Source organism: Pseudanabaena yagii GIHE-NHR1 (assembly GCF_012863495.1).
GTDB classification, from domain to species: Bacteria; Cyanobacteriota; Cyanobacteriia; order Pseudanabaenales; family Pseudanabaenaceae; genus Pseudanabaena; species Pseudanabaena yagii.
In genome coordinates, this window is sequence record NZ_JAAVJL010000001.1 from 799777 (window position 1) to 820218 (window position 20442).

Consider the following 20442-nt stretch of genomic DNA (forward strand, 5'->3'; position numbering starts at 1 on the left):
ATTTTAGCTTCTAAAATCTTAGCAAATTCTAACAGTAGATTGATTGTATTAAAAACAATATCTGTATTGCGATCGCAATAAAAAAGGGACGCAATGCGCCCCCTTCTATTTAATCTATTCCCATTCAATCGTGCCAGGGGGCTTAGACGTAATATCTAGCACTACGCGATTGACACCTTCTACTTCATTCACAATGCGATTGGAAATAGTTTCCAATAGCTCATATGGAACTCTCGCCCAGTCCGCAGTCATGCCATCCTCACTACTTACCAGACGCAAAACCACAGGATGAGAATAGGTACGCTTGTCACCCATTACGCCAACACTGCGAACCGTTGGTAATAGCACCGCAAAGGCTTGCCAGAGATTATTGTATTGACCTGCGCGATTGATTTCCTGACGCACGATCAGATCGGCATCGCGTAAAGTATTCAATCTCTCGCTGGTAATTTCACCAATAATCCGAATCGCTAACCCAGGACCGGGGAAAGGTTGACGCTTGACAATCTCTTCAGGAAGACCGAGAGCAGTACCAACCTTTCGCACTTCATCCTTAAACAGTTTGCGAAGAGGTTCCACAAGCGTGAAACGCAGATTTTCAGGCAATCCACCGACATTGTGATGACTCTTGATCTTGACGGCAACACGTTTACCCGTGGCAGGATCGACGTTGGTATCCGCAGATTCAATCACATCGGGATAGAGCGTACCTTGAGCAAGAAAATCAAAAGGTCCTAAACGGCTGGATTCTTCTTCAAAGACATTAATAAATTCACCACCGATGATCTTGCGCTTTCGTTCGGGATCGGTGACTCCTTTTACCTTTTCGAGGAATCTTTCGCGGGCATTGACATATTCCACATGAATATGGAACTGTTCTTCAAAGAGTTTGACAAGGCGTTCAGGTTCTAGCTTCCGCATGAAGCCTTGATCGATAAACATACAGGTGAGTTGATCGCCGATCGCTTTATGTAGCAAGAAGGCAAGTGTGGAAGAGTCCACTCCACCTGAAAGGGCTAACAAAACGCGCTTAGTCCCAACCTGTTCGCGGATTTCACGAATCGCATTTTCGATAAAGGTCTCGGTAGTCCAGCTTGGTTCGCATTGGCAAATGTGATAAACAAAGTTGCGAATCATCGCCATGCCACCTGCGGAATGTACTACCTCAGGATGGAATTGCACACCATACAGCTTTTTGACATGATCAGCGATCGCAGCACAGGGAGTATTTGCCGTATGGGCAAGCACTTCAAATCCTTTAGGCAAATCCACTACCGAGTCGCCATGACTCATCCACATGGTGATCCCTGTATCCACATTAGTGAGTAGATCCGTGGGATCATCGATTTGTAATTCTGCTTTGCCATATTCCCCGCGATCAGCGCGTTCGACAGTGCCGCCGAGCTGTTTCGCCATTAGCTGCATTCCATAGCAAACGCCTAAAACAGGAATACCTAAATCGAAAATCTTAGGGTCACATTGTGGTGCACCTTCATCGTAAACAGAACTAGGACCACCTGACAAGATAATCCCTTTAATATTTGATTTCAGCAATTTTTCGGCTGAAGTGTGATAGGGTAAAACCTCGGAATAAACTTGTGTCTCACGGATACGTCGAGCAATTAGCTCCGAGTACTGAGACCCGAAATCAAGAATAGCAATCATGGAACGAGTGATTTTATTGGCTGTGGTACTATCAGAACTTGTGCTAGCTGAATCTATACTAGATGAAAGCGCACCTTCAAGATTGAGTACGGCATTCGATGATGTTGGGGGGGAAGAAACCACAGTAGATACCTCTATCTTAATGAGATAGCATTTAATGAGAGTGTCAGGCTTTCGTTAAGCCTATCGCTGCGAAAAAAGTAGCTATTCGTACAATGCTAGCAAAATGGTACGTGTTTATGTATAAAAAAGTTATGATAGCGATCGCATTGTTACCAGTTTTAGGGTTTCCAGTTTTAGGATTTCCACCTTTAGAAGCAGGAGCAGTGCAGTTACGCGATGGTAAGACGTATTTCTTGCATTTACCAACATTCCTAGAGGCTGAGTCAACCATAGATGTGATCTATGCACGGAATGCCACTTATTATTTCAAGATCGCGCTTCCCCAGAGTATGGGAGAAAACTTACAAAGGCTGGAAATAGTTCAATCAGAAGGTTTTGAGACGCTTGACTTTCGGCTTGAAGAAACAATTGCCTATTTGCAAGCACCCTCAGGCGATCGCCTTCCTATTTCGGGTAAAGCTGAAATTATCCAAAATCAGGATCGCGATCAAAGGAAAATTGTCATTACTTTTGATCCCCCAATTCCTGCTAATGGTGAGCTTAATCGCCAACTAGTAGTCGGGCTAAGACCAATTCGCAATCCCCGTTATGATGGGGTCTATTTATTTGGAGTCTCTGCATCTCCGCAAGGCGATCGCCCTAACACGCAATTTCTGGGCTATGGCAGATTAAACTTCTATGATCCCTTCCGCTAAATAATTCTGCAAAAACATAATGACCGATAGCAATGACAGTTTAATCGTCAAGCCCAAAAAATCTGGACTAGCGCCATTGATTCTCACCTTGGTGGAATTGTTGCGCCAGTTAATGGAAGCGCAGGTAATTCGGCGAATGGATGCGGAAAAATTAACTGAGTCGGAAATCGAGAGAGCCGCAGATAGCCTACAAGCTCTAGAGAAACAGATTTTCAATCTTTGTGAAGTTTTAGAAATTGATCCCGAAGATCTCAATCTCGATCTCGGCGAATTTGGGAAACTGCTCCCTAGACGCGGAGCCTATTATCCAGATCAGTCCTCTAGTGAGTCATCGATTTTGGAATTACTCGATCGCTTGATTAGTACAGGAATTGTCCTCGAAGGTGATGTGCAGATTGGACTCGCCGATATTAACCTAATCGATCTCAAATTAAAGTTATTACTAACTTCAGGCGATAAATCAGCTTCTTAACTGATGTTACGTGGAACGCAGATGATAAATCTCTTACTGCTAGCGAAGCAGGGCAACCACGGGGGGATTGCCCCGACCTGTAAATTTTATATCTTGTAGGGGCTGCGCCCCCGTGCCAGCCCCATACTTCAACCATTGTAGGAATTCCTTCCACGTAACATCAGTTCTTAACTAGAGATTAGCTTTGCTAATCTCTAGCAAACTTTCCCCTGCAAGCTTTACAGCTTCTTGAATGCGCGTTAATGGCACATGATGCGATCGCGCTAGCTTCGCGCAGTCCTCATATTCTGGTTGAATCGTCCAGAAGCCATCCCGCCATGCCATCTTCACTCGCGCCTTGCCATATTCCGTTGCGACTTCATGAATCTCACGATGGAGGATTTTGCGCTCTTGCCAACGATAGCGAATACCGAGAGTACTAGTTTCCCGAAAGAGAATTTGCTCACAAATAGACTGGCGATCGCAATGGCAAATAACAGTAATGAGTGTTCCGTTGCGGGATTTTTTCATGCCCACTGCTTGGGTATACACATCCAGAGCGCCATTTTGCAATAACTGCTCCATCGTGTAGGCGATCGCTTGAGCAGACATATCATCAACTTGAGTTTCCAGAATGACGATGGTTTCAGTAATGCTTGCGATTGGTTGCTGTTTGTCAATTTCTTGAATAAAAGCAGCATTAATCTCTAATCTTTTTTTTTATCCTTGGACTTACTTTTCCCAACCCACAACCGTAAGGCATTAGGAATTTCTAAATCCTGAGAACCTGCACCTAAACCCACTTTTTTGATTTTCATTAAGGGAACTTCGCCAAACTTTTCACTGAGGGTAACAGCGATCGCTGCTCCTGTGGGGGTGACTAATTCCTTACGAATACCATTATCAAAGGTAGTTACACTATGTAGTTCCCATAGTTTCAAGGTTGCAGGGGCAGGCACGGGCATCTTGCCATGATCGCAATTGACATAGCCACCACCCGCAGGCAAAGCCGAACAATAGATTTTTTCGACTGCTAACCAAGCAAAGCCTGCACAGGTGCAGACAATATCGACGATCGCATCGATCGCTCCTACTTCATGAAAATGGACAGCCTCTGGCGCAATCCCATGCACGGCTCCCTCGGCGATCGCTAGTTCTTTAAATATCGCTAAACTCCACTTCTCAACCTGCGCTGGTAATTTAGCATGACGAATGATTCTCTCAATATCAGGCAAATGCCGATGCTCTCTATGGGTATGGGTTTCATGATGATCATGGCTATGGGAATGTTCTCCATGAGCGTGCGCGTCATGATCGTGGGAGTGACTATGGGTATGATCATGGCTATGATCATGGGAATCGGTGGCGGCTACGGTTGGTGGCTCATTACCGACATAATTCAATAACTCCACATGGAGTTTTGTCACTTGAATGCCACCACGATAAACTGATTCTGTCCATAGCTTCACTTCGCGATCGAGTCCCAATTTATGAACAATATCTTGTAGATATTCTAGTGGGACACCTGCGTTCACTAGCGCCCCCAGACACATATCACCTGCGATGCCTGTCGGGCAATCTAAATATGCAATAGTTCCCATACTCAATCACTATAGAGAATATCAAAATGCGCCTATGTGCATCCTAGCATTTGATATGGCAGTTTTCATTTTACCGTAGTTAAAATGAAAACCTAAAAGAGTTCATTTTTGCTGGAGTAAAAAGCCGATTACTCCTTGCAGATTAGCTCCTTCCCAAATAGTGCTTTCTACAATTACATCAGTTAAGTTAGCATTTGCAAAATTTGCATTCTGTAAATTTGCACCCATGAGATTTGCGCCACTCAAGTCTGCACCACCTAAGTATGAGTTCTGAAGATCCGCCACAGCAAAGTTTGCTTGTTTGAGAATTGCCATACTGAGATCAACTTCCTTGAGTTCGGCATGACGAAACTTAGTTTCGATACAGTTAGCCTGAGCCAAAATTGCTTTATATAAGTAAGTGCGGCTAAAATCTGCATGGCTAAGATTTGCCTTCGTTAAATTAGCCATGCTCAAAAAAGCATCCTCTAGAAAAGCGTCACACAACTCTGCACCGACTAGCTGCGCTCCACTGAAAATTGCACTACCTAAATTAGCTTTATTGAGAACTGCTTTATTTAAAATCGCCTCACTAAAATTTGCCATCAAGCAGCCAGCCATACTGATATCTGCAAAATCAAGCAATGCTCCACATAAATTTGCACGAGTTAGTAATGTACCTCGCAGTTTCGCCCGACTCATCTTGGCATTGCTTAGATTCGCATTACTCAAATTGGCTCCGCTAAAATCGGTATTCTGAAGATAAGCTCCACTGAGATTAGCACCACTAAGATTTATCTTTTTGAAATTCTCTCCACTGAGATTCACTCCCCGTAGATCTGCACCACTGAGGTTCGCTGAGCCAAGATTGATGCCCCTAAGTTCTAGCGATCTCAAGTCAGTACCAGCCAAATTGACATCTTGGACATTCGCTTGGCTAATATTAGCCTGAGCCAAAATTGCGCCACGCAAATCGGCTCCCTTTAAGTTGGCATTGGGAAATACAGCACCACTCAGATTAGCTCCCGTCAGATTAGCGTTACTTAAGTCAGCTCTACTAAAATTAGCTTTGCTGAGATTAGCTTGACTTAAATTGACACCACTAAGCTTGAGACCAGAGAGGTCTACTTTTTGCAAATCAATCTCTTCAGGTAGAGCTTTTTCACGCCAAGCATTCCAGCGCTCTGCGCCATCTTTAATATGTCGAACAATCTTTAGGTCAGCCAAAATGATTTAATTACTCAAATTTACTGTTGATATCATTCTAATCTAAGCTTCTTATTAAACAAATTTATATCAGCCGTTTAGCTTATGCAAGCGTCTATAGCAGAACTCAATTTTTGGGGCTTGGCAAAGCCAAGCCCCAAAAATTGAGTTCTGCTATTCTACTGCTCGTCCCTTATCGATTAATGTTTGGGCGTTACGTTGCCAGCGATCGCGTTTAATCCTTCGCAGTGCCGAACCTGTAAAATGCTGATCCCACTCTTCTTCAGTCATATTTACTAAATCTGTTAATTTGGGATCGACATTATGGGGAAAGGGTTGAAAATCAGTTTCTAAGGTCTCTTGAGCAAAACGCTGGTTCCAAGGACAAACATCTTGGCAAATATCGCAGCCTGCAACCCAGTTTTGTAAATTAGCGGCGATCGCATCAGGAATCTGTTCGGCTTTGTTCTCAATGGTGTGATAAGCGATACAGCGATTAGCATCTACCACAAAAGGCTGGGCGATCGCCCCCGTTGGGCAAGCCTCAATACAGCGGGTACAAGTTCCGCAATGTTCGGTATGGGGACGATCAGGTTCTAGTTCAAGATTGGTGAGAACTTCTCCGAGAAATAACCAAGAGCCATAGTCGCGAGTGATCACATTACTATGTTTGCCAATCCAACCGATCCCCGCCCTTTGAGCAAAGGCTTTTTCGGCGATCGGCCCCGTATCCACATAATATCGAGTTTGAATCTTCTCCCCCTCATACTCACCCAGTGACTCTAACCAAGTAGCCAAAGCCTTTAACTTTTTAGTCAGAACCTTATGATAGTCACGTCCCCAGCCATAGCGAGAAATTTTCCCCACTTGGCGATCGCTTGAATGTTGATGGGGAGTGTAATAATTCAGCGCTACGCAAATAACCGACTTCACTCCTGCCATCACCTGAGTAATATCTTGGCGCTTGGGATTTGCCATCCAGTCCATATCGGCTTGATAGCCTAAAGAGAGCCATTCTTGTAGACGCTCTGCTTCTAGTCCAGATTCCGCTTTTGCAATTCCGATCTTACTAAATCCTAGTTCTAAAGCTTTTTGCGCGATCGCTTGTTTGAGTTCTTGCGGAGATAATTGATGATCGTTCATACTACAAATCAAAAATGTGATGCGAAGCATCATATTTTTGATACTTTTAGCCTCCACCTAGCCAACCAAAAAATCCACCTTTCTTTTCGTCCTTAGGCTTAGCTTGATTTTTTTCTACATTTGGTGTTATGCCACTAACTTGGTTAATGTACTGTAGCGCTAAAGGCTCCTCTGGATTGAGTTTCAGGGCTTGCTGAAAACTCACCTTTGCCATGCCTGATAATTTTTGATTCATATAGACAAAACCTAACAAAGCATGACATTTGCTATTGTTACAATCCACTTGAATCGCACTGCGTAATTCCTTTAATGCTGAAGCCCATAACTTTTGGTTGATGAAGGCTTCGGCTTGGCGAATATATTGATTACTCGAACCAGATGCATTATTACTAGCCGCAGCTTGGTTTTGCCCTGTACTATTCGAGGCAGTATTATTCGCATTAGATGCGGTGTTATTCGCATTACCCGCCCCACTACGGGGAGAAACTTGTGCTTCACTCCGCATTTGATAGGTGCTATTTGTACTATTGGGATAAGTAGAACTGACTCTACTACCACTAGTATTGCTGGTATTACTTGTACTGTTGCTATTTATGTTGCTTGCCAATCCATTGGTTACAGCAACTTTAGGCGTACTAATTCCTGAATTCACAGCCTCATGGGATTTGTGTCTATAGCCTTCTTGCAAGAGAATATGCACTAAATTTAGTTCGCTTAATAACCCAATGTGCTCTAAGACTTGATCAAGATCTTGATACTGAACTTTCGCAATAGTCTGGATTGTTTGTTCGTAATTGATATCTGTAGCCGCAGTTAAATATTTTTTGGCAAGTTCTGACTGAGGCGTAAATGTCTGGTTACGCTTCATTAAACGTTTGCCCAATAATTTTAAAATCGCTGAATATTCTGTACGTTCGCGTTCTTGAGACAGCACGTCGTAGGCAGGATTCACTAACTTAGATAGATATTGAGTAGCAACTTGCTTCTCTGACGGAGTACGCCCATGAATATCTGGATGCAAACACTTTGCAATTAAGAGATATCGCCTACGCACTTGGGAAGCCTCTGCTGTCAGTGGTAAGCCTAATACAGCATAGTAATCATTAAAGTCATATTGACCAATGCCACGCTCTATACGGAATGTTCTTGGGTTTTCCACTATCTATCCTCGGCTTTTCGCGACCCAAACAAAATTTTTTAGATTTTAAACTAGATAAGTAATAATAACCTACCCATTATTAATACAGTTATGATCGCAACAATCGCACATTTCCCATAGGTAAAACATTGAAAATTTACAAATTATTTTATCTCAATTTCATGCATATTGGTTATGCGACTTCCAGTTTAACTAGAACAAAGAAATCCACAGAAATCAAGGTTGGTGCTTAATAGCGTCTTTGATTTCTAGGCTAGCTCACTTCACGAAAGTGGCGATCGCTATATAAAACTACAAAACTCAAAGAATTGCAAATTAGCGATTTAGATAGGTCACTGTAAAGAAAAATTACTATTAACTGGCTAAAACTTGTTTGGCAATTTGAATTTGCTCATTGCTAAAACCTGCTTCGTTGAGAAAATTTAAGAAGTCGGAACTACGATATCGCGCATCCACACCGATCGCATCCCGAAATGTTTTTTTGGCTCCAGTCTGATCACCAGATGTCCATTGGGCGATCGCTAGGGCAACAAAGGGATGCGGATTACTAGGTTCTAGTTCGATCGCTTTTTGGGCATAGGCGATCGCGAGATCATATTGTTTTAAACGCTGATAAGCAAGGCTGAGATTGTAGTGAGCTATCTCGTTGTCAGTTTTGAGAAGTGCTGCCCAACTATGTAAAACCACCGACTGGGGTAGATCACCCCGCACGAGATAGACAATGCCGATCGCATTAAAAGCCTGTAGAGATGTGGGCGATCGGTAAATTGCTTCCCAGAGTGATGTGGCGGCGGCATCATACTTTTTCGCGAGATGTTGTGTCCAGCCAAGAATAATGCGCCCATCAATATTTTGGGGATCGAGTTTGACAGATTGCTGTAAAGCGGCGATCGCATCATCAAAACGTTCTTGATTCCGATAGGAAAGCCCTAGTTGACGATATTCATCGGCTGCCCGTTGATCGGCTTGAGAGATCTGGTTAATTCGTGATGAATTTGCTTTCGGATTCGCAGCGATCGCCGTTGATGCTGTTATCAAGCTTATGAATGTCAGCAAATTTAACAAGCTAAAAATTTTAGACAATCTTTTCAAAGCAAGTATGATCCCTAAAATAAACAAGGTTCGCTAAGCGAACCTTGTTTATTTTAGTTATTCAAGAACCAACCCATCGGTATTTCTTGAAAATAAATGCAAAATTTATTTGCTAGCAGTCAGTTGACGGTAGGCTCTGGTAACTAGCTTGTCATCGACAAAGGTGGCATTCATGCTTAAGTCATTGTTAGTCCAGCTCACAATCACTGCGCGATCGCCATATTTGTGATCGATACCGAGAGGCTTGCCTTCTCCTCCCAAGATGCTAGCCACTTGGTCATAACGCATTCCCCTTCCTAGACAGACATAGTTTTTGAGGGTGACTCCGGGATTGCCACAACGATACTGCACATTAGTAATATTGTTGTCATAATGGCGGGGAGGCAACAGTGCAAGATTAATAGTTGGACCCGATAGAGCTTCGGTCAGCCAATATAGACACATCAGTACTACCCCCAGCACCAATACATCTTCAATCACGGCACGCACTAGATTGCGTTGGTGACGGCGTTTGATCTGTTGTGCTTTTTCCTTAGTCCAAGTCTCCCAAGGGAAAGTGTCAACCCATTGAATGGTGTCATTAAACTTGGCGATCGCACTAGTCCGAATTGCTTCTAAGGCTCCCTTAGGATCGCGGATCGTGATGCGACTCGTAGTACGGGCAGCAGCAATGGTTTTCGGATCAAGCAACCAACCACGTAAACGACGAACCAGATTGCCTGATTTAAATCTGCCTCTAGATAAAGCTCCTTGTGGAGAATTCCGAGTAAGCGATTGTCTATCCTCTGAACGCGCAAGAGCACTTTTGGGAAGGGGAGCAGGTGCGGCGATTAATGGAATATCTCTTCCCTGTGTTAAGACTGGAACATCTTCCCCAATGATGTAAAATTCCCATTCAATGCGGCGTACACCCACCAATTGCAACCGATTGAAATAACGGTCAATGCTTTGAGTAAATTCGTTGAGGCGATCGCGATCGGAATTAGCAGCAATCAAAGTAAAAGCAATGGATAGAACTTGCTGTTCAAACTTAAATTCCGTTTGTTCAGCAGCCACTAGATCCATATAATCGGAAGCAAGGCTAGTCAGAACATGTTGTAGTTTCTGCCACGCTTGTCTGTCTTCAAGATTTAATCGCACTGCTTTCATGATTTATCCTCATTCTTAGACCCTAACTTGGTCTCAGTCTCTAGCAACTGTTTTAAGTATGTAGTTGCTCTGTTTGTAACACTGACGATGTTACCCAAACCAATGCGGATTTTTAACACTATCAAAGAATAAGTAAGTGACGCTTTGCGTCACTTACTTATTTATATAGCTATAGTCACCTGTACTAAATAGCGTAAGGCGGCGCTTTGCGCCGCCTTACGCTTTGCCTGACAAGAATGGCGACAGCTACAAATCGGGGAATGCTTCGGCTACGGCAGGATAGATGATTTTACCGTTTTGAATATTGACACCTTTTGCCAAAGTGCGATCGCAGTTCAATGCTTCCAATCCAAAATCCGCTAAAGCTAAGGCATAGGGCAATGTGGCATTAACTAAAGCTTGGGTCGCTGTCCAAGGTACAGCCCCTGGCATATTCGGGACACCATAATGCAAAACCCCTTCTTCTTCATAAATTGGTTGTGTGTGAGAAGTTGGGCGCACTGTTTCAATACAACCACCTTGATCAACTGCCACATCGACTATGACGGAATGAGATCGCATCTGACGCACTAATTCACGCTTAACCAAAGTGGGCGCACGTTTGCCCGTAATCAATACAGCACCGATCACCAGATCCGCCGAAATCACGGATTCAGAAATATTGCTGGCATTGCTATATAACAGTTGTACTCTTGAGCCAAATAGGGATTCGAGTTCGCCAAGGCGAGTTAAATTGACATCTAAAATTGTCACCCTAGCACCTAGCCCGATCGCCATTCTGGCAGCTTCAGTCCCAACTACGCCACCACCTAGCACCACCACATGACCAGAGCGCACCCCCGGAATACCACCTAGTAAAACGCCACTACCGCCCTGTTGTTTAGTTAAGTAATGCGCCCCAAACTGCACCGATAACCTTCCTGCAATGATGCTCATAGGTACGAGCAAAGGTAATTGACCATTATCTAACTGCACAGTTTCGTAAGCAATACAGGTCGCCCCCGACTTGATCAGAGCCTCCGTTAATTGGCGATCGGCCGCGAGATGCAGATAGGTAAATAAAATCAATTGCGGATGCAGTAAGTCATATTCACTGAGCAAAGGTTCCTTCACCTTGATTACCATTTCTTGGGCATACACCTCTTGGGGAGTAGCCACAATTTTTGCACCTGCCTTGATATATTCCTCATCACTAAATCCCGAACCAAGCCCCGCATTCGTCTCAATAAAAACTTGATGCGATCGCGCAGTTAAAGCTCCTACCCCCGCAGGTGTTAGACCCACCCGAAACTCAAGATCCTTAATTTCTTTTGGCACGCCAATTTTCACTATTATCTCTCCTCAAAAATCAAGAACTTGACTATATCCATGTATTTTGTAGAAGCACATCCCGTGCTTCTACAAAATACAAAATCTACAACCTACTACAATTGTAAAACCCATTGTCTAAGCCTTGTGTGTGCTACATTGCGATCGCAATAGTGCCTCTACCAGCAAATTTACATTAACGGGCTTGCTAATATAGTCATCCATACCCGCATCTAGACAAATCTCGCGATCACCATCCATAGCATTGGCTGTCATCGCAATAATATAGGGACGATGCGATCGTTGGTGATCATTCACAATTCTCTTAGTAGCTTCTAACCCATCCATTTCAGGCATTTGCACATCCATAAAAATCAAGTCATAGCTGTGACGATTCAATGCATCTAAAACCTTTAAACCATTAGTAACAATATCAATTTCATACCCCAATCTACTCAAAATTTTATGGGCAACTTTTTGGTTAACAATATTATCTTCAGCAACTAGAATCTTTAACGGTAGCCTCTGTGATAAGTTTTGCTCAAAAACTGATTTACCACTAATAATCGATACATTTGGTTTAACAGATAAATTGGATTCAGGAACTTGAAACTTAACACTAAATCGAAAAACACTCCCAACACCACGTTGACTGCTGACAATGATTTTACTACCCATCATTTCTGCAATTCTTTGACTAATTGCCAATCCCAAACCAGTACCTTGATTCTTAAAATGGGTTTCGCCAACTTGCTCAAAGGCTAGAAATATAGATTCTAATTTATCTACAGAAATACCTATACCCGAATCTTCAACCTCAAAATTAATTAATATATTTGTTGACGTTTCTGTAATATTCTCTCCTATCACTTGAGGAAAATAAACGCGAAATATGACATGGCCTTTATTTGTAAATTTAACGGCATTGCTAAGTAAATTTAAGAGGATTTGTCTTAATCTCTTACTGTCAGTATGGATTATCTTCGGTAAACGAGGGGAAAACAAGTAAATAAATTCAATATTTTTTTGATTGGCTTGAACTCGGATGATGTCCACTAATTCTTGTAATAATCTGAGCAAATAAACATCTTGCAGATGTAGCTCCATCTTGCCAGCTTCGATCTTAGAGATGTCGAGAATATCATCAATTAAATTAAGTAGATGTGTCCCTGATTGATAAATTGTTTGAATATCTAATTTCTCTTGATAGTCAATATTTTTAGATTCTTGTAATAGTTGCACTAAGCCCAAAATAGCATTGAGAGGTGTTCTCAATTCATGGCTCATATTCGAGAGAAATTCTGTTTTCGTCCGATTTGCTTCTTCGGCAGCTTTTTTAGCTTCTGTTAATGCAAGATTTTGTTTTTCTAACATTAAAGCAGTTTCATTCAAACTTGTCTTACTACTTTCAAGCTGAATCGATTTATTCACTAGTCTTATTTTTGATTGCTGTAAGCTAGCGATCGCCTGTTGTTTCTCTGCTAATATCGAGATTAGACTAAGAGTCGTGACAACCATTACCACAATAAAAGATTGCAAAGAAATCAATGAATGGGTCGAATCATTACCAAATGCACCTAATCCCTTGACAGTCCCTGAAACGGCAATCATAGTAATCACAACAATTAAATTTGTGGTTCCCAAAATACCAAATCTTAGCACTGTCCATACTAGACAAGGAAGTAACATATATTCCAAGTCGTATTCTTCATAAAATGAAGCTAAGCTAAGACAAACCACAATAATAATTAAGGTAATTGCCTCAAAAATTCGCCATGGATTTAATCGTGAACTTTGAGTCTGATCGCCAAAGGGGAATTGCTTAGTATCTCTAATAGTATTGAGATGTTTTAAATAGAATTCGTACCAGCTTAAAATTGCAGGTGTAAATATACATATTCCTGCAACATTAGAAATCCACCAAGTTAGCCAAACTGTACCAAAACCTGACCAACTAACTTTGCCTCCTAAGCATAAACAAACTACGCCAACGGTAGCGTTGATCATGGGTGCAATCAAACCTATTAAAAGAAGAAACTTATAAACGTCATTCAAACGCCTAAATAGATTTCTCCCCTTCATGATTTGTCGAAACAAGTAATTACCAAAGCCAGTACCAAGCGTTGTCCCGATCGCAATTCCTACTACCTGAAGAACTGAAGCGATCGCCATATACCAACTATCCGCATTAAAAAATGCCCAGATATTGGCAAGAAATGAGCCAATTAAGATCCCTGGTAAAATCTGATAGCCAAAAATTAAAACCGCAGCAGAAGCAAAGCCATCAGGTGGCCAAACGGGTGTGACTGACTGTGGCGTAGAGGCTATATGACGGGAAATCTCCGCTATGCCATAGTAAATAAGTGCCAATATTACAATTACTACAAAACGAGGGAATGTCTTTAGTCGTTGCTGCGAAAGAACAAACATTTTTCCCATACCTGCGTATTGTAGAGATTGTAAATTAGATGATTTGATGGACTCTTAATTTTGCAGGAGCCTATCAGTATAAATAACTAATAAAAATTATCAGTTATTTTTAGATCTCCTTAAAAGTATCCTTCAAAACTGTACGAGCTGCTAATTGACTTCTTGTTGAAGATAATATTTCTGCTTCACGCCGCAATCTCGCCGCAGTATCACAGGTTTCTAGTAATGATTGTTGTTCTAGACTAGCCCCTTGAAAATTGCTCGCTACCCAATAGGACAATTCGATAGGACCACGGGGAATTTTGGGTAATTCGATTTCCTGATCGGTCAGCTTTTGAGAAAGACGAATTACATCATTGAGCAGTTCACGGACTTCAGTAGCTAGTAAATATGGTGCGTCACTACTAGGCTCATCCTCAATCCATTCCACTAGCCCCACACGATAGGGGGTTTCGCGAACATACTCTAATACTCGAAACCGTTGTTGTCCGATGGTCAATAGTTTAAAGCGATCGTCTGGCAAACGGTGATATTGCAAAATCTGAGCGACACATCCAACATTGGCGGGCTTACCTGTTTCCGAGTCCCACATGAGTACTCCAAACATGCGATCGCTCTCCAACACAGTGTTGATCATCATGCGATAGCGATACTCAAAAATGTGAAGCGGCAGAGACTGTCCCGGAAATAACACCAACTCAGGTAAGGGGAACAGTGGCAATTCTCTAACTGAAATCGATGATGAAGTCATTTTTGCTAAGCTTGGCACTAGTTATCGTTTTTCCTAGTTTAGCCTGTTAAAGCCAGAAATGAGAGTAGGGGATTCTCTCGAACTTTACCGTTATATTGCGGTTTGGTTACATCCTTGTTGCTGTGCGTTCTAGAGTGATTGATGTGCTTGATTAATCAGGAATTTCGATAGTTTTGTCTAAGCTCAGAATCAAAGTAATAGGTTTATACTCTCGGCATAGTCTCAGCCATTCTTTCTCTAAGCGATCAGTAAAGCATCGATGATTTGCAATTTGGGTCAACCCATCAATATTGACAATCACTTCCACTTTTTGGGCTGTCAGGCGCAAATTTTATATAACTTTCTGAGATCTATATAAGTTTTGATATATTCATTTGCAATATGCTTTGCAGAGTATAAATGGCAGAAAATGGCAAGAATCGCTAAGTGATTCTTGCCACTTTCTACATAAGAAGATTTGGACTCATAAAATTTAGACTCATATCATCATGAGTCTAAAACAAATCTCCTTAGCTAAACTCCCTAGGATTTTCTTCATCACGAACGCGAAAGCGAAATCTCGCTTCTTGAATGCATGGGCGCATCTGCTCGTATAGTTCCCTTACATCTATGGGTAAGCGTTCTAATAATATCTTTGGAGCTGATAGATCGCGGGTAATCAAGAGCATATTGCCACTACCCATAATCCTTTGATTTAATGGCTTTTCGAGATGAATATCATCAATTTGATAAATTTCTAAGGTCTCGATCGCTCTAGAAAATATCCCAGTTTCGATCACAATTCGCTGGGAAGTAATTAAATATTGAGTATTAATCGATTTTAGCCAAAACCAAAGTGCTCCAATTCCTAAAGTAAACACAGAAATCATTAACCTAGTCACACTACCAATTACAGCAGGATGACCTTTAAACAGAATGCGTTCTTCGTGTAAAGGAGCTTTTGTCATAGTGGCTATATAAACTAAAAAGGAGCGCTAAGCGCTCCTTTTTAGTTTATCTGGTTTTCTGCGCCCATACACGGATTGGCAGACCCCAAACATAAATAAAGCCTTCGGCTGCTTTATGGTCGAATTGGTCAGCACTAGTATAGGTTGCCAACTCTTCGTCGTAGAGAGAATTAACGGATTTACGACCAACGATGGTGGCGTTACCTTTATGGAATTTAACGCGAACCACACCTGTCACGCGCTCTTGGCTCTTATCAATAAAAGCATCAAGGGCAGCTTTGAGAGGGCTATACCACAAGCCGTTGTAAATGATCTTGCCATAGGTTTCCTCGACACCACGCTTGTATTGAGCTAGGTCAGAGGGAAGGGCGAGGCTTTCGAGGTCGCGGTGAGCATGGATTAAGACCAACATCGCAGGTGCTTCATAGATCTCGCGAGACTTGATCCCGACGAGACGATTTTCTACCATGTCGATGCGTCCATAACCATTACCGCCAGCGATCGCATTGAGTCGGGTGACTAACTCCACTGGCTCAAGGGCTTGACCATCGAGCGATACGGGTAGACCTTTCTCAAAGCCAATTTCGGTATAGGTTGGCTCGTCGGGAGTATCCGCGATCGCCTTGGTGAAGTCATAAATTTCTTCAGGTGGCTCATTCCAAGCATCCTCAAGGGGACCTGCTTCGATGCTGCGTCCGAGCAAGTTGCGATCAATACTGAAAGGAGAAGATTTCTTTACTGGGGAAGGAATTCCAAACTTTTCACCATAGGCGATTGTTTCTTCGCGGCTCATCCCCCATTCACGGGCAGGAGCTAACACCTTAATATCAGGGTTAAGTGCAGCGATCGACACATCAAAGCGCACTTGGTCATTACCTTTACCTGTACAGCCGTGGGCTACTGCATCTGCACCATATTCTTCGGCTGCCTCAACCAAAATCTTGGCAATGAGAGGACGTGCTAGAGCCGTAGTTAAAGGATAGCGATTTTCATAAAGCGCATTGGCTTTAATCGCAGGAAAGGCATAGTCTGTAACAAATTCTTTAGTAACATCTCTAACTAGAGAAACCGAAGCTCCTGAATCTAGAGCCTTTTGTTTAATCGGTGCTAATTCATCGCCTTGTCCTAGATCTGCTGCAAGGGTAATGACTTCTTCAACACCCCATTCTTGCTTGAGATAAGGAATGCAAACAGATGTATCAACGCCGCCCGAATACGCAAGTACGACTTTTTTCGCCCGACCCATGGATCTCTCCTAAACCGATTTCTAAACCTAAAAAAAGTAGCCCGGGTACTACGCCTACCTCAAGCATCCCTTAGTGCTGCTGTCTTCCGACCCTGACACGATTCGGGCGTTAAGATCGCATAGATCCGAGCCATTAACAAGATTAGCACTAAGCGCGGAATTTAAACCAGAAGTTTAGACTAATTGTTGGCAAATCCACACATACATACCTAAGCAAACGCGCGTTCGGGATAATTTGAAACGGGCTTTGAGAGAGGGTTGGCGTAGCCAACCCTCTCTCAAAGCCTAAAAGTTGCCAGCTTAACCCGAACTGACGTTAAACAAAGAAGGCGGCGCATTGCGCCGCCTTCTTTATATTGCGAGGTTTTGTTTAGACTTTTCGAGTTGCTGCCATAGTTCTGCAATTTGCGTATAAGCCTCTTGAGATGAAAGCTTACCGCCCGTTTCTAAGGCACAAATAATACTGACCCGATGCGAAAACTCTTGCAAATTGGAGTTAAACATTAAGTTCTCGGGTGTAAATTTACCGTAGTAACGAGAACGGGGAAACATAACTTTGGTTGCGGTAGACATGATTTTCCCTCCTTGGATGGCAACTCAGGGTGACTAGATGTTAGGTAGCCTTAAAATCCTGAAAGGTGAGATGGCACATTAGTGCGGGTTATAACCTTTTTTGGCAGCTATTTAAATTTGATAGGCGTGAGCGATTTTTATTAACCTAATCTTAACCTAGATTTAACTTATTATGATGGGTCAGTTTGTGATAAGTTCCCGACATAGTTGAAATTTCTATTTAAGGAAATCTATGACCAATTGCTAAAGAAGTAATTATTTCTGGAGCGATGGCAAAACATAAAAACATAAATGTAGTGCATCATCTATATATCGTTTCCCAGCTAGCGGGCTCCAAGTTTTAACAGGTCTTATGCAACGAAATAGTCTAGAAAAGCACTTTCAGCAAGGTTATGACGCTATTTAAACCTGCGATCGCACTTATGAACCGTCTGAAATATCCCCAGAAATTTTTTCTGATTAGCTTGCTATTTGTTTTGCCGCTAGCACTAGTAATGAACTTACTACTATCGGAAATCAATAGCCGCATTGAATTTACTCAAAAAGAAATCTATGGCAATGCTTACCTCCGTCCTCTAAACCAACTCTGGCAGCATATCCCCCGCAGACAGTTAATTTTACAGCGCCAGTTCTATAAAGATACCCAAAGTTTCGGTCAAATATTACATTCCCAGTCACAGGAATTAATCGATTTACAAAATAAGATTGATCAAGCATTTATCAAGCTCACAAATGTTGATCGCCAATTAGGTAAGGTCGTCCAAACTAGCGATAAATTGCAAGATATCAAGTTTGCATGGATTAGTCTCAGAGATAGTAAAGAGTTTGCTTCTTTTCGGAATCATGATGCTCTCCTCGAACAACTCGATCGCTTCCGTATCCATATAGTTGACTTCTCCAATTTGATTCTCGATCCAGATCTTGATACTTACTATCTGATGGATGCGAGTGCTGTGAAGTTGCCAGAGATGCAAAAGCTCCTGCATCAAATTATGCAGATAGAGGCAGAAGTTATCTTTAAAAAAGAAATTAGCAATGATAATAAAGAGAAATTAATTGCTTGCATTAGCTTATTAAATAATTACAATAATGCGATCGCCGCAAATCTAGAGAGAGCTTTTAACAATAATCCGCGCCAAAATCTCCGTAACTCTCTCAATATTCCTCTGCGTAATTTTGTTGTTAGTGTTAGTGAATTCAACGCTTATACCAATGAGTTAGTAAGACAAGAAAATAAATTTAATTTTACAGATAGTTTCTATCGGCAAGAGATGGAAAGCACTCTAGATGATAGCTTTACACTCTGGCAACAGGTTGTTGATCGTCTCGATGAGCTATTGACTTATCGCATTCAAGGATTTGAGCAACGCAAACAATTTATCTTGATTTTTATAGCAGTGATTTTCATCACTATCATCTATTTATTTATCGGTTTTTACCTAGCAGTAATGCAAACTGTAAATCAGTTAGATATCGCATCTAAACAAATGACTAATGGGGGTGAAATCTTGGTCAATCTCAATAGTAAAGATGAATTGTCGATGGTAGTTCAATCATTTAATAATGTTGCGATCGCGCTGAGGGAATCTGAAGCTAAATATCGAGGTATTTTTGAAAACTCTGTCGATGGCATCTTTCAAACTACGGTCAATGGCAAATATATCAGTGTGAACCCCGCGCTGGCTCAGATTTATGGCTATGATTCGGTAGCACAAATGCTCGATGAAATAGTTGATATCCAAACACATCTTTATGTGGATAGCGATCGCCGCCATCAGTTTCAGCAACTCATGGAAGTAAATGACAAAATTACTAACTTTGAATCACAAATATATAAACGAGATCGCAGCACTATTTGGATCAGTGAAAATGTCCGAGCCATTCGCGATCGGCAAGGCAACATCATCTATTACGAAGGAACTGTTGAAGACATTAATCAACGCAAGATTGCAGAAATAGCCTTAGAGAAGGCTAATCAGCAAATTCTGGCGCTAAATAATCGCCTCAAGCATGAGAATATGCGGATGAGTAGTGAGCTAGAAGTCACGCGCAAACTCCAGCAGATGATCCTACCAAAAGAGCAGGAACTATCGTTAATCTTAGGTCTAGATATTGCTGGCTTTATGGAACCTGCTGCTGAGGTGGGTGGCGATTATTACGATGTACTGCAACAGCATGGACGCATCAAAATCGGCATCGGCGATGTTACTGGTCATGGGCTAGAAAGTGGTGTGCTAATGATCATGGTGCAGACAGCCGTAAGGACTTTATTGCAAAGCGAAGAAAATGATCCTGTTCGTTTTTTAGATACCCTTAACCGTACTATTTATGGCAATGTGCAGAGAATGTCATCGGACAAAAATTTAACTCTCTCTCTCATTGACTATGAACATGGCAAATTGACCTTAAGTGGCCAGCATGAAGAAATTATTGTGGTGCGTCAAAATGGAAATCTAGAACGCTTTGATACTATCGATCTGGGATTTCCCATTGGTCTAGAGGAAGAGATTTCTGATTTTCTAGCTCAAAAACAGATTCATTTAGATTTAGGCGATGTCATGGTGCTGTATACCGATGGGATTACGGAAGCAGAAAATGAATCTCGTCAACTCTATGGTGTGGATCGCTTATGTGAAGTAGTTCGTCAACATGTAGAGGAATCGGCAAGTAGCATTCGGCAGGCAGTTATTGATGATTTGAGATCGCATATTGGCACACAAAAAATCTATGACGACATCACATTGCTAGTTCTCAAACAAAAATAAAAGAACTGGTAGCATGTGCTACCAGTCCTAAAAAACGCGAGTTCGGGATAATTTGAAACAGGCTTTTAGAGAGGGTTTGCTACGCAAACCCTCTCTAAAAGCCCAAAAGTAAAAGCCTCGCATTGCGAGGCTTTTACTTTTGGGCTTTTTAAAATTTGC

16 protein-coding genes, 1 other RNA gene and 1 pseudogene are annotated in these 20442 nt (G+C 42.0%); 3 read left to right on the forward strand and 15 right to left on the reverse strand.

Going from position 1 to position 20442, the window contains the following annotated elements:
• Nucleotides 1-114: 114 nt before the first annotated feature.
• On the reverse strand, nt 115-1665 hold the full coding sequence (gene guaA / locus HC246_RS03890) for a glutamine-hydrolyzing GMP synthase (protein WP_169364465.1): 1551 nt from the start codon (nt 1663-1665) through the stop codon (nt 115-117).
• Nucleotides 1666-1904: 239 nt separating this feature from the next.
• Here guaA and HC246_RS03895 point away from each other — a divergent pair, with 239 nt between their 5' ends.
• Nucleotides 1905-2483, forward strand: coding sequence for a DUF2808 domain-containing protein (locus tag HC246_RS03895; protein ID WP_169362245.1), 579 nt, complete (start codon nt 1905-1907; stop codon nt 2481-2483).
• A 19-nt stretch (nt 2484-2502) separates the two neighbouring features.
• A complete protein-coding gene (locus HC246_RS03900; protein WP_169362246.1) occupies nt 2503-2955 on the forward strand; it encodes a gas vesicle protein K in 453 nt (150 codons plus the stop codon).
• 171 nt (nt 2956-3126) lie between these two features.
• Here the strand turns inward: HC246_RS03900 and larC are convergent.
• The 14 genes and pseudogenes from larC to HC246_RS03975 all read right to left on the reverse strand — a co-directional run bounded on the left by larC (nt 3127) and on the right by HC246_RS03975 (nt 17518).
• Nucleotides 3127-4535 (reverse strand): annotated as a pseudogene (larC, locus tag HC246_RS26850) (nickel pincer cofactor biosynthesis protein LarC).
• A 102-nt stretch (nt 4536-4637) separates the two neighbouring features.
• Nucleotides 4638-5741: a pentapeptide repeat-containing protein gene (locus HC246_RS03915; RefSeq protein ID WP_169362248.1), complete on the reverse strand. Its 1104-nt coding sequence runs from the start codon at nt 5739-5741 to the stop codon at nt 4638-4640.
• Between the two features lie 153 nt (nt 5742-5894).
• Nucleotides 5895-6863, reverse strand: a complete 969-nt coding sequence (queG, locus tag HC246_RS03920) for a tRNA epoxyqueuosine(34) reductase QueG (protein WP_169364467.1) — start codon at nt 6861-6863, stop codon at nt 5895-5897.
• A gap of 46 nt (nt 6864-6909) precedes the next feature.
• The gene (locus tag HC246_RS03925) at nt 6910-8022 is read right to left on the reverse strand and encodes a DnaJ domain-containing protein (protein WP_169362249.1); all 1113 of its coding nucleotides are present in this window, start codon (nt 8020-8022) and stop codon (nt 6910-6912) included.
• 354 nt (nt 8023-8376) lie between these two features.
• Nucleotides 8377-9060, reverse strand: coding sequence for a tetratricopeptide repeat protein (locus HC246_RS03930; RefSeq protein WP_225902906.1), 684 nt, complete (start codon nt 9058-9060; stop codon nt 8377-8379).
• 159 nt (nt 9061-9219) lie between these two features.
• Complete coding sequence (locus HC246_RS03935) at nt 9220-10263, reverse strand: hypothetical protein (protein ID WP_169362250.1); 1044 nt, start codon at nt 10261-10263, stop codon at nt 9220-9222.
• A 246-nt stretch (nt 10264-10509) separates the two neighbouring features.
• Nucleotides 10510-11592: an alanine dehydrogenase gene (gene ald / locus HC246_RS03940; RefSeq protein WP_169362251.1), complete on the reverse strand. Its 1083-nt coding sequence runs from the start codon at nt 11590-11592 to the stop codon at nt 10510-10512.
• Nucleotides 11593-11709: 117 nt separating this feature from the next.
• Nucleotides 11710-13941, reverse strand: a complete 2232-nt coding sequence (locus tag HC246_RS03945; RefSeq protein ID WP_263972436.1) for an MASE1 domain-containing protein — start codon at nt 13939-13941, stop codon at nt 11710-11712.
• A 169-nt stretch (nt 13942-14110) separates the two neighbouring features.
• The gene (locus HC246_RS03950) at nt 14111-14752 is read right to left on the reverse strand and encodes an LON peptidase substrate-binding domain-containing protein (RefSeq protein WP_169362253.1); all 642 of its coding nucleotides are present in this window, start codon (nt 14750-14752) and stop codon (nt 14111-14113) included.
• Nucleotides 14753-14903: 151 nt separating this feature from the next.
• Nucleotides 14904-15080 carry a diguanylate cyclase domain-containing protein gene (locus tag HC246_RS03955; protein ID WP_169362254.1) on the reverse strand — a complete coding sequence of 59 codons (177 nt, stop codon included), beginning with the start codon at nt 15078-15080 and terminating at the stop codon, nt 14904-14906.
• 181 nt (nt 15081-15261) lie between these two features.
• Nucleotides 15262-15699, reverse strand: a complete 438-nt coding sequence (locus HC246_RS03960; RefSeq protein ID WP_169362255.1) for a PH domain-containing protein — start codon at nt 15697-15699, stop codon at nt 15262-15264.
• A gap of 46 nt (nt 15700-15745) precedes the next feature.
• Nucleotides 15746-16945, reverse strand: coding sequence for an argininosuccinate synthase (locus tag HC246_RS03965; protein ID WP_169362256.1), 1200 nt, complete (start codon nt 16943-16945; stop codon nt 15746-15748).
• 35 nt (nt 16946-16980) lie between these two features.
• Nucleotides 16981-17077: signal recognition particle sRNA small type (gene ffs, locus HC246_RS03970), an RNA gene on the reverse strand.
• Between the two features lie 219 nt (nt 17078-17296).
• Nucleotides 17297-17518 carry a DUF7219 family protein gene (locus tag HC246_RS03975; protein ID WP_169362257.1) on the reverse strand — a complete coding sequence of 74 codons (222 nt, stop codon included), beginning with the start codon at nt 17516-17518 and terminating at the stop codon, nt 17297-17299.
• A 392-nt stretch (nt 17519-17910) separates the two neighbouring features.
• On the opposite strand from HC246_RS03975, the gene HC246_RS03980 reads away from it, so the two are divergent.
• Nucleotides 17911-20283: a PP2C family protein-serine/threonine phosphatase gene (locus tag HC246_RS03980; RefSeq protein ID WP_169362258.1), complete on the forward strand. Its 2373-nt coding sequence runs from the start codon at nt 17911-17913 to the stop codon at nt 20281-20283.
• Nucleotides 20284-20442 lie beyond the last annotated feature (159 nt).

Bases quoted from the DNA above. Each gene is read 5' to 3' on its own strand.
- queG (WP_169364467.1), bottom strand. From the start codon at position 6,863: ATGAACGATCATCAATTATCTCCGCAAGAACTCAAACAAGCGATCGCG.
- HC246_RS03960 (WP_169362255.1), bottom strand. From the start codon at position 15,699: ATGACAAAAGCTCCTTTACACGAAGAACGCATTCTGTTTAAAGGTCAT.
- HC246_RS03950 (WP_169362253.1), bottom strand. From the start codon at position 14,752: ATGACTTCATCATCGATTTCAGTTAGAGAATTGCCACTGTTCCCCTTA.
- HC246_RS03900 (WP_169362246.1), top strand. From the start codon at position 2,503: ATGACCGATAGCAATGACAGTTTAATCGTCAAGCCCAAAAAATCTGGA.
- HC246_RS03975 (WP_169362257.1), bottom strand. From the start codon at position 17,518: ATGTCTACCGCAACCAAAGTTATGTTTCCCCGTTCTCGTTACTACGGT.
- HC246_RS03895 (WP_169362245.1), top strand. From the start codon at position 1,905: ATGTATAAAAAAGTTATGATAGCGATCGCATTGTTACCAGTTTTAGGG.
- HC246_RS03965 (WP_169362256.1), bottom strand. From the start codon at position 16,945: ATGGGTCGGGCGAAAAAAGTCGTACTTGCGTATTCGGGCGGCGTTGAT.
- HC246_RS03980 (WP_169362258.1), top strand. From the start codon at position 17,911: ATGACGCTATTTAAACCTGCGATCGCACTTATGAACCGTCTGAAATAT.
- guaA (WP_169364465.1), bottom strand. From the start codon at position 1,665: ATGATTGCTATTCTTGATTTCGGGTCTCAGTACTCGGAGCTAATTGCT.
- HC246_RS03935 (WP_169362250.1), bottom strand. From the start codon at position 10,263: ATGAAAGCAGTGCGATTAAATCTTGAAGACAGACAAGCGTGGCAGAAA.